This is a genomic window from Nostoc sp. FACHB-280 (assembly GCF_014697615.1).
In the GTDB taxonomy this organism is placed as follows: Bacteria; Cyanobacteriota; Cyanobacteriia; order Cyanobacteriales; family Nostocaceae; genus Nostoc_B.
Genome location: NZ_JACJSD010000084.1, coordinates 1 through 14,364, shown reverse-complemented (window position 1 = coordinate 14,364; position 14,364 = coordinate 1). Strand labels below are relative to the sequence as shown.

The 14,364-nt window shown below is 40.8% G+C and carries 10 protein-coding genes; 4 read left to right on the top strand and 6 right to left on the bottom strand.

From position 1 onward, the window contains the following. Positions 1–206: 206 nt before the first annotated feature. The gene (locus H6G75_RS31480; RefSeq protein WP_190983803.1) at positions 207–533 is read left to right on the top strand and encodes a hypothetical protein; all 327 of its coding nucleotides are present in this window, start codon (positions 207–209) and stop codon (positions 531–533) included. A gap of 100 nt (positions 534–633) precedes the next feature. On the opposite strand, the gene H6G75_RS31475 is transcribed toward H6G75_RS31480, so the two are convergent. From H6G75_RS31475 to H6G75_RS31460, 4 genes are all read right to left on the bottom strand, one after another. Continuing rightward, entirely contained in the window at positions 634–1,278 is a 645-nt protein-coding gene (locus tag H6G75_RS31475; protein ID WP_190983802.1) for a class I SAM-dependent methyltransferase, read from the bottom strand. Between the two features lie 214 nt (positions 1,279–1,492). Next, entirely contained in the window at positions 1,493–1,672 is a 180-nt protein-coding gene (locus H6G75_RS31470) for a hypothetical protein (RefSeq protein WP_190983801.1), read from the bottom strand. Positions 1,673–1,755: 83 nt separating this feature from the next. Continuing rightward, positions 1,756–1,995: a hypothetical protein gene (locus tag H6G75_RS31465; RefSeq protein ID WP_242051717.1), complete on the bottom strand. Its 240-nt coding sequence runs from the start codon at positions 1,993–1,995 to the stop codon at positions 1,756–1,758. A gap of 255 nt (positions 1,996–2,250) precedes the next feature. Further along, entirely contained in the window at positions 2,251–2,652 is a 402-nt protein-coding gene (locus tag H6G75_RS31460; protein ID WP_190983799.1) for a hypothetical protein, read from the bottom strand. A 461-nt stretch (positions 2,653–3,113) separates the two neighbouring features. Here H6G75_RS31460 and H6G75_RS33340 point away from each other — a divergent pair, with 461 nt between their 5' ends. The 3 genes from H6G75_RS33340 to H6G75_RS33850 all read left to right on the top strand — a co-directional run bounded on the left by H6G75_RS33340 (position 3,114) and on the right by H6G75_RS33850 (position 8,700). Next, the gene (locus H6G75_RS33340) at positions 3,114–4,535 is read left to right on the top strand and encodes an NB-ARC domain-containing protein (RefSeq protein ID WP_242051716.1); all 1,422 of its coding nucleotides are present in this window, start codon (positions 3,114–3,116) and stop codon (positions 4,533–4,535) included. Positions 4,536–4,657: 122 nt separating this feature from the next. Next, positions 4,658–6,769, top strand: a complete 2,112-nt coding sequence (locus H6G75_RS33335; RefSeq protein ID WP_242051715.1) for a WD40 repeat domain-containing protein — start codon at positions 4,658–4,660, stop codon at positions 6,767–6,769. A gap of 281 nt (positions 6,770–7,050) precedes the next feature. Next, the gene (locus tag H6G75_RS33850) at positions 7,051–8,700 is read left to right on the top strand and encodes a radical SAM protein (RefSeq protein ID WP_190983798.1); all 1,650 of its coding nucleotides are present in this window, start codon (positions 7,051–7,053) and stop codon (positions 8,698–8,700) included. 219 nt (positions 8,701–8,919) lie between these two features. Here H6G75_RS33850 and H6G75_RS31445 read toward each other — a convergent pair whose 3' ends face one another. After that, entirely contained in the window at positions 8,920–9,846 is a 927-nt protein-coding gene (locus tag H6G75_RS31445; protein ID WP_190983797.1) for a serine protease, read from the bottom strand. 338 nt (positions 9,847–10,184) lie between these two features. Beyond that, the gene (locus H6G75_RS31440; RefSeq protein ID WP_190983796.1) at positions 10,185–13,889 is read right to left on the bottom strand and encodes a CHAT domain-containing tetratricopeptide repeat protein; all 3,705 of its coding nucleotides are present in this window, start codon (positions 13,887–13,889) and stop codon (positions 10,185–10,187) included. Between the last annotated feature and the right edge of the window lie 475 nt (positions 13,890–14,364).

The window sequence follows — 14,364 nt, the reverse complement described above, 5'->3', positions numbered from 1 at the left end:
AACTGTCTTTGTGAGATCCCACCCTCTAAGTACGCATCAATTATTTTCTGCCGAAAGTCAAGTGAGTATGCTTTCATTTATATCTTCTCATAATCTATATCTTATCTAATTACTGTATCTCATTAGATTGGAAAACGCTATATACAATTCAGGAGCCAGAATTCAGAAATCATAATTGTCATTTTTAGAAACTGTATTTAAACCAGATGAACATTGATGATTTTCTACCTGATTCAGAAGTAAAATCAGACTTAATTAATACTTTATGGGAGGATAAATTAGAGTGTGTACTTGAATTGGAACGAGGAACAATTATAGTTCCTCGTGATGTATTACTTGAAGTAGTATCAAAGAGTTATAGGCAAAATAATTATCAAATTGGTTTTGGTAACTATTATGCGGCTCAAATAGCAATTGGAGGAATAAAAGAATTAAACTCAGGTATTTTGTACCCACTTCATTGCTTCGCTACTATATTTTACACTTTTGATAAAAAGCTTATAACTGTAGATATTCACTCGGAAATGCGATGAAATCATCTAGTTACTAAGTAATGAAGATGAAGCATAGGTGTAGGTGTTCAAAACCCTTACACCCAGCCTCCATAGATCATCCCTGTGTGTAAGTCCTAATTCAATTGCGATGAGCAATCAAAGCATAGAAAGGATCGCCAGCGCCAATACCCATCAGCTGTAAAAAATAGGGCATAGTTGACTGGTGAACAATCACTTCTGGAGTGGTAAATCCTGGTACTGAGGTGAAATAGTGCTTGACTAATTCGACTCTGGCGGCTTCGGAAGCATCACGCCAAGCTTGAATGGCTTTTTGAAAAAACATCCGGTTAGAGAAGCTGATAATCGCAATACCACCTGGTTTGAGAATGCGGTGAATTTCGGAAAATACGGCTTCGGGATATTGTAGATACTGCACAGAAACGCAAATCAGAACAGCATCAAAATCTTGATCTGGTAAGGGTAGCTGCGGATTGTCGTTGAGATTTTGGACAAAGTAATGATTTAGGCGCGGATTGCGTGCGAGTTCTTCAGCGTTGAGTCCGTGTCCTTCAATATGGGCAAACTCTATTTCTTCTGGTAAATGAGATACCCAACTGCTCATCATATCAATGATGCGAGTGTTAGGTTTGAGGCGATCGCGGTACAAATCTGTTAGCTGTTGAATAAACCCATCATCAACATGAGTGACAAAGCGAGGATAGGCATAAAATAACCGATCATCCGTATCATCTAATTTTTGGCGTTGATTTGGTCTAAGTGTCATAAATATCGATTTTGTAAAAGTTTGTTACAAAAATTAGTATAAACAAGAAACAAAAAAAGAAGGGTTTACCTGGATTTCTCACAAGAGAGAAATCCAGAGGTGTGGGAGGGGAGGATGGTTAAGAAATCTTTCCCCCCTCTCTCTTCACACTTCCCACACTTCCCACACTCCCCACACCCCCTACCCATACATGAGAAATTCGGGCTTAGGCTTACTATTTTGGTCTGCCTTTAGACTTGTGAGAACCAAAGCCATAAGCCATTGCAATTTTTACGATGTCAAAGTAAGCCGGATGATTCTCTTTATTGACAATTGCTAGAGATATCGAGCCTGCAACTAAGATGACTAAAATTGGTGAGAGTGTGTCACCTTTAAAGCCATTGTTATCGGACATAAATATGACCTCCGTAATGTGAAGCCTTTGGCTAAATGCAACCCAAGCCAAAGGCTATATGTAAAACAGCACCAGAATTGGAATTAACGCCAGGACTCAATCATCATGGCGATCGCAAATAAGCAAAACAACGAGGCTGCACCTCGGATAAACCAAACCAAAACATCGAAAGATAACAGACTGTTGGCAATGGCGATCGCACCGAAAATATGAAACACTACAAAAGCGATCGCAAAACCAGCCAAAGTCCATAGAAAGAACTTCAATCCTCTAGCAGTCAAGATTAAAAGTGGATTGTGGCGGTCTTGATTGTTAGTTTTCATAGTTTTATTCCTGTCTTCAGATGGGAGTTGAACGAGAGACCCTTGATCTTGTTTGTGATTGCTCATAGAATTTCCTTCCTGATAGAAAAACCTAAGCAAAAAGCCAGATACGTAATTTTGGTTACATATCTGGCTTGTAAACGTCTGATTTATCGAAAGCCAAATTTTTCAGAGAAATAAATATTTAGTTGTCTTGATGAACTCGCCAAGCTGCCAGTCTTCTAGACTTTGTGATAGCTATGGCGAGGTAGGGTATTATTTTTGGTTGCGAGACTGCCTATAAGCTATCCATGCTTCAATGATTTCTTCGTACAGTGTATGGATTTCTTGTAGTTGCTTTTGATTCACACGATGGCGGTGGCTGATATGACTCTTCAAGTTAACAAGAGTCTCGTGGTTGGCTTTTTGGCTGGTGATCATTAACTCGCCATGTTGAGTTTCCGATAAAGTCTCGATCAGCAGAATGTTTATGTGAGAAAAGACAAGGGGTAACTCAACTTCACACCATTGTTTAGGCTTGAGGACAATTTCTGGGCTACCTCTTTCTTGAGGTTTGAATATAGAAGCGGTTTCTGGGGATGGTTCTCCTATTTTCAAGACTGTTTTGATGGAGTTGGAAGTTTTGATAAAGTCTGACAGTCGTGAGCAGCTGTTCATCTTGGTTGCCCCCTGATGTTGCCTGTTGAGTGGTGACTTATCTGTATATCTCACATATACCTCTATGTGTATAAGATAATCACATCTTGATTAAAAAAGCAAGCTCATAAAAAGAATTATTCTTAAAGATATTTGTGAAACTGTAAAGTTATGTATAAGCTTTACACCAGTTGTATCTCACGTAGAGATAAAAAGCTATACTTGTAGTAGGTTTTTATACAACAAATCTTTATAAATAGCTCATTCGGTGAGAAAAAAATCAACTATATTTTTATCCTCAAGGATAAAAATATAGTTGACATTGATAAAATCTGAAATAGGATAGCTATCAACCAGTAATACAATTGTGTATTTACAGCGATTCTGTAATGGTAGAGTCTTTTTTAGATTTAGCAGTTGTGCTATAAAAAAATGTTCTCACATACTGATAAGTTAAATATATTGTGTGGAGCTTAAATGAGATGACAAGCGCAGCAGATATGCCTCTGCTTCCTGATGATTTCATTACAAATGTTGCTATTAGACATAATGTAACGAAAACTGAGCTAGAGGCATTACTATTAGCATTAAAAGATTATTCTGGTGCGAAAATTGCGGAAGAACTGAAGATTTCGCAACCCGCAGTGAGAAAAAGATTAGGTGAAAGTTACCGCAAGTTAGGTATAGAAGGCAGTGGTAATAAAAAAATTTATAATTTGAAACAAAAGCTATATGCTCAGTATCAAGGTATTCCAGAAAACCTGACTTCATCAAAAGATGACTGGGGTGAAGCTGTTGATGTCGAAGGCTTTAAAGGTAGAGAAGAAGATATTACAGATTTAAAGGAATGGATAGTTGGTAGCGATCAGGCTGTGCAGTGTCGGCTAGTAGCGGTTTTAGGTATAGGTGGAATTGGTAAGACGGTGATTGCAGCCAAAGTTGCCCAAGAAATCAAGACTGAGTTTAAATATTTGATTTGGCGATCGCTCCGCAATGCACCACCCCTAGAAGAAATTCTCAACCAACTTTTGCGATTTTTACCTCATGATTTGGAAGATTACTTAAAAATTAGTGAAAATAGTGAAAATAACAAAATAATTCGGGAAAATAACAAAATCCTGGCGCTGATTGATATTTTGCGAAAACATCGGTGTTTAGTCATTTTAGATAACGTCGAATCGGTGCTACGCAGTGGCGAAGGCAAAACACAAGAATGTGCCGGCGAATATGAACATGGTTATGAAAATTATGGCTACTTTTTTAAAAAAGTGGCTGAAACCGCCCATGAGAGTTGTTTGTTAATAACTAGTCGAGAAAAGCCAAAAGAAGTAGCAGCTTTAGAAGGCAAGAATTTGCCAGTAAAGGTTTTGCAGTTATCTAGTTTGGATTTAGCAGAAGCTAGAGAAATTTTGCTAGATAAAGGCTGTAAAGACTTTACAGATGAGCAGTTAGTAGAATTAGTCACAAGATATTCTGGGAATCCTTTAGCTTTAAAGATAGTAGGTACGACAGTTTATGACTTATTTGGCAATAATGTTACAGAGTTTTTACGAGAAATTCAGGAAGCAAATGCTGTTTATGGAGATATTCGCACACTTTTAGACCAGCAATTTAACCGCTTGTCGGAACTAGAAAAACAAGTGATGTATCGGCTGGCAATTACCCGTGAATATGTATCTCTAGCACAACTCAAAAATGATTTAAGAGACACAGAAGCAGAGTCAAAAATCCTGGAAGTTATTGAATCATTATTAAGGCGATCGCTCATTGAAAAAGAAGCAAACGCCAGCAGATTTCGTCAGCAATCTGTAGTGATGGAATATGTCAGCGCCCGCTACATAGAACAGGTAACTCGTGACTTGAGTGAAAAAAAAAACCGGAGTTTATTAACGCCCACCCTTTAATTCAGGCGCGATCGCTAGATTATATCCGGCAAATACAAGAACGGCTGATACTAGAACCAGTCAAACAACAGCTAATCAAAGCTTTTGGTACAAAAACTGCACTCGAAACTCATTTACGAAAATTGCTGCGGACTTTGCAGCAAGATTCGTCCGTAAGCAAAGGTTACGCGGCTGGGAACTTAATCAATCTGCTGCGACAACTCCAGATAGATAAATCCCAGCCAGATTCTCAAATTGATTTAAGTGGGCGTGATTTTTCGGGGTTGACTATTTGGCAAGCTTATCTTCAAGATGTCAACTTAAAAGATACCAGCTTTGCCAATGCTGATTTAACTGGTTCTGTCTTCACAGAAACCCTTTCTAGTATTGTTTCTGTGAGATTTAGTCCTGATGGTAAATTTTTTGCCACAGGTTTAATCACCGGAGAAATTCGATTATGGCGGACTGCTGATACTAAGCAAATTCGCATTTACAAAGGTCATAGCGCCTGGGTTTGGGCTTTTGCTTTTAGTCCAGATAGCAAAATTCTTGCCAGTGGGAGTGCTGACTACACAGTTAAACTCTGGGATGTGCAAACAGGCGAATGTCTCCAGACATTCCAAGAACATACCAATAAAGTTTATTCTGTAGGGTTTAGCCCCGATGGTTCTTTATTAGCCAGTGCAGGTGAAGACCAAACAATTAAAATTTGGGATATTGCGACCAGAGTTTGTCTGCAAACACTGACTGATCATGATGGTTGGGTGTGGTCTGTCACCTTCCAACCATCCCCAACTATTAAAAATACTCTGTTATTGGCTAGTGGTAGTGCTGATAGCAAAATCAAGTTGTGGGATGTCAAAACAGGTAAATGCCTAAAAACCTTGCAAGGTCATAGTCGTGATGTTTATTCTGTAGCTTTTAGTCCTGATGGGCGAATGTTAGCTAGTGGTAGTAGAGACCTCACCTTGAGATTGTGGGATGTAAATACAGGTAAATTTCGGCAAATGTTGGCGGGACATAGTAAAAAAGTTTATTCTGTGCGTTTTAGTCCCGATGGGCAAACCCTCGCTAGTGGTAGTGAAGATAGAACCATTAAACTCTGGGATATTGTCCGGGGTGAATGTTTGAAAACCTTACAGGGTCATTATAGTCAGGTGTGGGCGATCGCATTTAGTCCTAATAGCCGCACTTTAATCAGTTGTAGTGACGACCAAACAGCTAGACTTTGGGATGTAAATACAGGCGATTGCCTGAATGTATTGCAAGGTTATACCCGTGATGTCTATTCTGTAGCATTTAGTCCTGATAGCCAAATTCTTGCCAGTGGACGAGATGACCACAATATTAGTCTGTGGAACTTACAAACATCAGAATGTCAGATTATCAGAGAACATCAAGGTCGGATTCGTTCAGTCGCCTTTCATCCCAATGGGCCAATCCTCGCCAGTGGTAGTGCAGATAACACTATCAAACTTTGGGACATCCGAGACATTCGCCATAGTAGGTGTATACAAACCTTAACTGGTCATAGTAACTGGGTATGGTCAGTGGCTTTTAGTCCCGATGGGCAAACCCTAGCCAGTAGCAGCGAAGACCGCAGCATTCGTATCTGGGACATTTCTAGCGGTGAGTGTGTGAGAAGAATCAAAGAACATAGCCATTGGGTGTGGACAGTAGCCTTTCATCCCCAAGGCAAAATTTTGGCCAGTGGTAGTGCAGACAGCCAGATTAAACTTTGGGATGTGACAACTGGAGAATGTCTGCAAACTTTGACCGAACATCAAGACATGATTTGGTCAGTAGCTTTCAGTCCCGATGGACAGCTTTTAGCCAGTGGTAGCGAAGACCAAACCGTGAAGTTATGGAATATTAGCACAGGCGAATGTATTCACACCTTGACAGGACATCAGCAGCAAGTCCACTCCATCGCTTTTAGTCCCGATGGACAGATATTAGCTAGTGCTGGTGCTGATACTACTATCATGTTGTGGCAAGTGAGTACAGGTGAGAACTTCGACATCTTCAAATTGGGACATACCGCCGCAATTCGTTCTTTAGCTTTTACCCCTGATGGCAAATTCTTAGCGAGTGGTGGTGAAGACGAAAAAATTCAACTGTGGGATGTAAAAAATAGTAGTAGATTGCGATCGCTTAAACCAGACCGTATATACGAACGCATGGATATTAGCAACACCACAGGCTTGACCGATGCGGAAAAAGCTTCTTTAAAAATTTTGGGGGCTGTTGATTAAAGTTCTCAGCTTTCCGGCTATGGGTTTCTCAAAATGAATACATGAATGATGGAATATTGTGTCTTAAATCCTTCTGAGGATATATGAATACAAGTCCATTATTCTGTTTTTCTGTTCAGTTATTAAGCTAATTTTTTGAGTGTTTTTCTATTTTACTGATAGTTTAAGTGCAGTCTCAAAAATTTGTTGGATTTCTATGAACAGAATATAAATTTTCTCCAACAAACCTACTATAGCCAGGTGTCAACATCGACCATAACTGTAGATTTAGGTATGTAGTAGTGTTACTAGCTCAAACTAAAACTAAACAAATATCGACTCTAATTAATTCAATTAAAATTGTATTAATTGGAGAATTTCTCAAACACAGAAGCTTTAACGGTGCTAATAAAGCCTTGCCTGTTTTAGCTTCAAGTTTATTCAACGCTGGATTTAGGCAAGTTTTACAACTAGATTTAGAACGTCCTGATTTATCTATTGATGATGTTTTATCTGACATCAGAGATGCTGATTTAATTATATTTTCTGGTTGTCTGACAACCCAATGGCCAGAAATTGACAATCATAGTAGTAAAATTTTTGCTGAACTGCAAAAATATGGTAGAGAAAATGTCCCGATTTTAGTTGGTGGTTATGCAACTAAAAGCGTTGAAGATATTGCCCGGATTACACCTTGGATAACAGCCTATTGTGATGGTGAAGGCGAAGAATCAATTATCGAAATTGCTTATGCAGTTGCTAGAGGCACTTTTTATGAAGAGATGCCAAAATTACCAGGGTTGTGTTTTATAAATAGTGAGGGAAAATTTCATCGAACTATTGCAACGAGAGTGAATAACTTTGATGATATTGACCAAAACTTTGGTTTAGTGCATGTACCCCAAGTACATGATATGGATATTTTTAAAGCTTCAGACGGTAGACAATTAAAAACCGCCCAACTTTTTACTCAGCGCGGCTGTCCTTGGGGATGCGGTTTTTGTAATAAAAGTAGTGAAAGTAATAATGTAATTAGGTTAAGTGAAGCATCTTTTAAGAGACAATTACAGCAATTAAAACAGCGTGGTTATGAAGCAGTTTATTTAGATGTTGATACTTTTACAGTGCATGATTATGCAGCCAGACGGGAAGCCGAAATTCTCCACGAAGAAGGCTTTGTGTGGGGTTCTAATACACGCATCGATAAAATCAACTATGAACAGATGCGTTATTTAGTAGAACATAATTGTGTATATATGTTTTTTGGGGTTGAGCATACTTTACCAGAAGTTTCATTAGCTAATCATAAATTTAACGGTTCTGTTGCTAGTCAAATTAAGCAAGCCTTCGATTATCCAGCTAAGATTGCCAGGGTTTTTCAAGAAATGAATCAAGCGGGATTACCTAGTAGTTATTTTTTAATCTTAGGTTTACCAAAAGCCAAACTAAATCCTAATAAAACTGAAATTATGGGATATGAGCCGACGACTTTTGAAGATGATATTGAGGCGATTCGTTTTGGTATTGAAAAGTGTAATCCCGATTTTTTGAATTTCAATGTATTGCGATTTATGCCGGGGAGTATGGCGGCTGATACAGTTGGTGATTGTAGTTACGCCTGTGTGCGTCCGTCAGGAACAAAGCCAATTACTGCTGGATATTTTTTACCACGCGCCGTCAATTATTATGGCTATCCCCAATTTCAAGAACGTGGTGTGTATCGATTATGTGAATCGGTGAGTAGATATCAACCAATTACAACTGCCGTGAATCCTCAACGAGTTTACGATACAATTTGCTACGCAATGCAGTTAATTAATCATAAAATTGACGCAGGTGGTAAAGCAACAAACTTGTTTATTGATCGAGATTTAATCGCATTAGGTTTAGTCACTCAAGATGAACAAGGAAAATATGCGATCGCACCTATAGAAGACTTTGCCAACATTTAAGGCTTGCCACGCCAGTAGTGGCGCGGCAAGCCTTAAATGTTGCATGATAAATTTCTTGTGGGATGGGCTTCTAGCCCGTCCGGTGCGGGCAGGATGCCCACACCACAAGAGTTATTTTTATGCCCTATTTTAGCCTTGCCACGCCAGTAGGGTGCGTTACGGCTAACACCTAACACACCCTACGAATTTATTTCTAACTAACCTCTAACCTCTAACCCCTTATTTCTTCCCAAATAACCTATCTAAAAAGGATATACTCACAGCCAAATTAATGATACCTTTACCAGTGCTACTATCTTTAATTTCCGCATTATTTAAAGCCACAATATAAGGTTCACCACCAATCGAAGCAATAATGGGGCCGCCAGATGAACCACCCGCAGTATCGCAGTCATGTAATAAGATATTAGACTGTTCATCCACAATACTGCAACCGGCTTGAAAACCTGCTGTCCATCCTTGTCCGGCTGTTAAACCCCAAAACTTTTCTGTTTCGGTTTGGGGATAATCGCCAGAATATCCGACAAAAAAGAATTTTTTCTCATTGCGAATTAAAGTTGTGGAAGGTAAAGACTTCCAACCTAGATAACCATATTTACGCCCCAGAGGTCTATCAATTTTGATAACCGCCCAATCATTAGCCGCAGCATTTTTATCTTGAAAGTGTGTACCCGCTAGATACTGCACTGCATAAGCTCTATCTTGATATCGACCATCAACTACATTTGGTAGAAAAGCAACTCTATCTGCTACATTGCCAGTTTTGGGATCAACTACACAATGAGCATTGGTTAATACAATATCTTCATCAATTAAAGTTCCTGTACAGGTGTAAGTTTGCGAGTTCGATTCACCGACAATTCGACCAACAGTAGACCAAGGATAATTATTGCTTAACATCGGCAGGCGATCGTCACTGCCTACGGTTCCTCTGGTTCCTTTTTTAATAGGTTTATTTGATTGTTCTAATTCTGATGGTTTAAAAGGTTTGCCATTATTTTGTAATTCTAATTGACCCACTTTTTTTAACGTCGGGGCTGTGGTTGTTGCTGGTTGTTTTTTCACCTGTGCTTCCACAGAAAACCACACACCCAAAGTCATCACACCAACAACACCAGAGATAAATAAGATAGATTTGTTATTCATGACATCAAACTCCTTTATTTATGAACACTAATACCATTTCTCAACGAGAATCTGATTATGAGGATATTTGAAAAGTGATTTGCTGTGATTTTAGGCACTTATTGATCCCCCCTAACCCCCCTTAAAAAGGGGGGAACCGGAGTTAAAGTCCCCCTTTTTAAGGAGGATTTAGCTTGAAATTTAGCTTTTGTTGTTGTTGATTTGGTATGGTAATTTTTCTTCCAGTCCCCCTTTTTAAGGGGGATTTAGGGGGATCTAAAAGTATTGGATACATCACAAATGATTTTCAAAACATCCTCTCAGAAATTTTCTACTTGTTTCTTGACATTTAACCCTCCTCACCGCCACTCACCCTGAACTGTAAAAGCACCCCAATAGTACGGATAACGCCAATCGGGGTTTTGCAACATAGCGATTTGCGCCGCACGTAAGGCGGCATTCGGTGACTTTTTCCCTTGCAACATTTGTTGATAAAACTCCTTCATTAGTTCTGGTGTCGCTTCATCACTCACTTGCCACAACGACAAGGCCACACTGGCGGAACCTGCATACATTAACCCTCTTGTCAACCCTACCAAGCCCTCGCCTTTGATATCTGCACCTAGACCAGTTTCACAGGCACTTAATACCACTAATTGAGCAGGTAAATTCAAGTTGAAAATATCACTCAGGCGCAAATAACCAGGAATAGATTGACCTTGCTTGTTAACCAAAGACAGCACAATTCCTGATAATTCTGGGTTGGTAGGGTCAGCAAAGCCATGTGTTGCCAAATGCACAAAGCGATATTGTGCAAGTTGTTTGCTGGTTGCCCAGTTGTAATTAGCATCAAAGTTAACAGCTAATAGGCGGCTGTCTGATGGTGCTAACGGTAAAATTGCCTCTGCTTCCTTCTGCGTACCGGGAAGCGCATCCCACCACTGACTGCGGTTGATATTGCGTGCGGCGCGTTTTAGGGCAGACTGTTCTAATTGACCACGGATGTCTAAGTCTGATGTAACTCCTGCTGGTTTACCTGTTACCCGTTCATCATCGGCACTAAACACAGGGTTAGCCAGAACAGCTAAAGTTTTGGGTGCTAATTGCCTTTGACGCAATTTTTGCCTGTGGGTAGCAATAGCTGTCATAGAAGGCAAATTGACAATTTCATGTTTGAGGATGAGGGGTTGGTAATCTTTTTGGTTGGTGGCGGGTGTGTTGGGTGCAACTAAGGCGGCGAAGGGAATATCTTGTAATGCGCCATCGCCAACGATAACTAAGCGTTTGTCAGCTAATTTATCAGCCACAGGTGCAAGGATTAGTTGACTGAGTTGGGTTGCTGCTTGGAAGAATTTAGCTTGTTGCTGAGAAGAGAGGCTTTGACAGTCGCGGTTTTGACAAAATAATAGGGGTTCTTTATAGTTCTTGACGGCTTGGGCTATTTTGTCGCGCCCCGGTAGTTCGTAGCTGTTGAAAGAATTGGGTGTGACAGCCCACAGATAACTGCGTTCTTCACCAATGGAGTATTGCAATAAGAGTGTGTCTTTGTCGAGTTGTTGCTGAATTTGCGGCAAGGTGAGGGGTTGGGGATATTTCAAGGCGGCATATTCTGGGTTAGTCACCCGAATTTTGTTTGTGAGTTCTTGCTGTTGTTTGAGGATGTCTTCGATTTCTTTTTTAGTAGCGGCGATGAGTTCTGCTGCTGGTTGGGGAAGACTTGCAAATAGTGATAGTTGTTTTTCTTTGGCTTCTCGTAGCAGTTGCAGACGTTTTTCCTCGGCTGCTAATTCTGGGGTAATATTTTTGCGGATATCAATATTGGCTTCGGTTAAGAGTTCAACTAAACCTCTAGCGCGGGAACGTTCGCTGATATGCAGTGCTTGGGCGGCGTAACCTTTGCTTGGTTCTTTTTTGTGCAACTGCATCAGCAAGTCGATGTAAAACTGGTAATAGTTTTGTACTGTGGCGAAATAAGAAGTACGCAATTCTTTGCTGTCGATTTTGGTGCGTAATTCTTCAACAATTTTGATGGATGCTTCGATTTGGGTAAGCGCGGTTTGCAAGTTGCCTTTATCTTGTTCTAAGTAAGCAATGTTGTAGAGAGTAAGAGCTTCCCCCGCCCGATCGCCCACTGCACGACTAAGGGGCAGAGCTTGGTTGGCAAATTCTAATGCTTTATGCTTTTCTCCTAAATCGTCGTAGACTCCACCAATATTATTGAGAGTAGCGGCTTCCCCAGAGCGATCACCCACGGCACGCCACAGGGGCAGAGCTTGGTTGTAATATGACAGTGCTTTCTGCTTTTCTCCTAATTCTGAGTAGACTAGACCAATGTTATTGACAGTTCTGGCTTCCCCCACGCGGTCACTCACTGCACGAGATAGGGGCAAGGCTTGGTTGAAAAATGACAGTGCTTGCTGCTTTTCTCCTAAGTTTGAGTAGACTGCACCAATATTATTGAGAGTATTGGCTTCCCCAGAACTATCGCCCACTACACGATATAGGGGCAGAGCTTGGTTGTAATATGACAGTGCTTTCTGCTTTTCTCCTAATTCTGAGTAGACTAGACCAATGTTATTGAGAGTAGTGGCTTCACCGGAGCGATCACCCACCTTATGATACAAGGGAAGAGCTTGGTTGAAAAATGACAGTGCTTGCTGCTTTTCTCCTAAGTTTGAGTAGACTGCACCAATATTATTGAGAGTATTGGCTTCCCCAGAACTATCGCCCACTACACGATATAGGGGCAGAGCTTGGTTGTAATATGACAGTGCTTTCTGCTTTTCTCCTAATTCTGAGTAGACTAGACCAATGTTATTGAGAGTAGTGGCTTCACCGGAGCGATCACCCACCTTATGATACAAGGGAAGAGCTTGGTTGAAAAATGACAGTGCTTGCTGCTTTTCTCCTAAGTTTGAGTAGACTGCACCAATATTATTGAGAGTATTGGCTTCCCCAGAACTATCGCCCACTACACGATATAGGGGCAGAGCTTGGTTGTAAGATGACAGTGCTTTCTGCTTTTCTCCTAATTCTGAGTAGACTAGACCAATGTTATTGAGAGTAGTGGCTTCACCGGAGCGATCACCCACCGCACGATACAGGGGCAGAGCTTGGTTGAAAAATGACAGTGCTTTCTGCTTTTCTTCCAAATCGTCATAGACTCCACCAATATTATTGAGAGTTCTAGCTTCCCCTGCGCGATTGCCCACTGCACGCCACAGGGGCAGAGCTTGGTTGTAATATGACAGTGCTTGCTGCTTTTCTCCTAATTCTGAGTAGACTAGACCAATGTTATTGAGAGTTCTAGCTTCCCCCGTATGATCGCCTACTGCACGCCACAGGGGCAGAGCTTGGTTGTAATATGACAGTGCTGGCTGCTTTTCTCCTAAATTGTCATAGACTCCACCAATATTAGTGAGAGTTTTAGCTTCCCCCGTATGATCGCTTACTGCACGCCACAGGGGCAGAGCTTGGTTGTAATATGACAGTGCTTTCTGCTTTTCTCCTAAATTGTCATAGACTCCACCAATATTAGTGAGAGTTTTAGCTTCCCCCGCGCGATCTCCTACTGCACGCCACAGGGGCAGAGCTTGGTTGTAATATGACAGTGCTGGCTGCTTTTCTCCTAAATCGTCATAGACTGCACCAATATTATTGAGAGTATTCGCTTCCCCCGCGCGATCTCCTACTGCACGATCTAGGGTCAGAGCTTGGTTGAAATATGACAGTGCTTTCTGCTTTTCTCCTAATGTGTTGTAGACAAAGCCAAGCCAAACTAGAGTTAAAGCTTCGTTAGATTTATCCCCTAATTTCTGCCACAGGGGTAAGGCAATTTGCAACTTTTCAAGTGCTTGTTGTAGGCTTTCGGCTGTCCCTTGCTGGTATAACTCAAATCCTTCACTTAATGCTTTTTCTGCTGCGGCGCGGGTTGCGTCTAGTTGGGTTGGTTGTTGTGCTATCTGCAAGGTTTGAGTTGTTGATGTGGCGCTGACTGTATCTGATAACAGCAGCGAACTCAGCAATAAAGGTAAAAAAAGATAGTGGGGAAAAGGATTTTTCATAGTTTTTTGTATATCGGGTGTCGGTTTGCTTGAGGAACAAAACCCGACATCTTGGAGACTATGGCATACATATAAATCTGCTTTGAGTGCATCTATCCCGCCTCGGAATCAATTCCGAGTCTCATAGCGCAAGTCCTCTGAAGAGGACTCAAGCAGAAGTTCATTTCAGTCCACTTGAGTAGACTTTGGCTATTAGCCTGGAACTGTAGTTCCAGGCGGGATAGGGTTTCAAACCAGGACTTACCCATCAAAATTGTCTATGGAAATTGGGTTTAGGGGTATAAGGGCTAATGACAATTGTTGATTTGTCATCAGCGAGATTGCGGAAAATCTTTTGTTATTTTACTAAGAGGCTATTTATAAAGTAAATCTAAAGGCGAGTAGGAGGGGATGACGGCAAGAATTAAAATACCTGATATGCAGTGTATTTACGTAATTGCTTATGGCACGAAAGTCTTATCCCACAGACTTAAAT

Excerpts from the sequence above, each read along its gene's own strand:
- H6G75_RS31480 (WP_190983803.1), top strand. The coding sequence starts at position 207 with ATGAACATTGATGATTTTCTACCTGATTCAGAAGTAAAATCAGACTTA.
- H6G75_RS31475 (WP_190983802.1), bottom strand. The coding sequence starts at position 1,278 with ATGACACTTAGACCAAATCAACGCCAAAAATTAGATGATACGGATGAT.
- H6G75_RS31470 (WP_190983801.1), bottom strand. The coding sequence starts at position 1,672 with ATGTCCGATAACAATGGCTTTAAAGGTGACACACTCTCACCAATTTTA.
- H6G75_RS31465 (WP_242051717.1), bottom strand. The coding sequence starts at position 1,995 with ATGAAAACTAACAATCAAGACCGCCACAATCCACTTTTAATCTTGACT.
- H6G75_RS31460 (WP_190983799.1), bottom strand. The coding sequence starts at position 2,652 with ATGAACAGCTGCTCACGACTGTCAGACTTTATCAAAACTTCCAACTCC.
- H6G75_RS33340 (WP_242051716.1), top strand. The coding sequence starts at position 3,114 with ATGACAAGCGCAGCAGATATGCCTCTGCTTCCTGATGATTTCATTACA.
- H6G75_RS31445 (WP_190983797.1), bottom strand. The coding sequence starts at position 9,846 with ATGAATAACAAATCTATCTTATTTATCTCTGGTGTTGTTGGTGTGATG.
- H6G75_RS31440 (WP_190983796.1), bottom strand. The coding sequence starts at position 13,889 with ATGAAAAATCCTTTTCCCCACTATCTTTTTTTACCTTTATTGCTGAGT.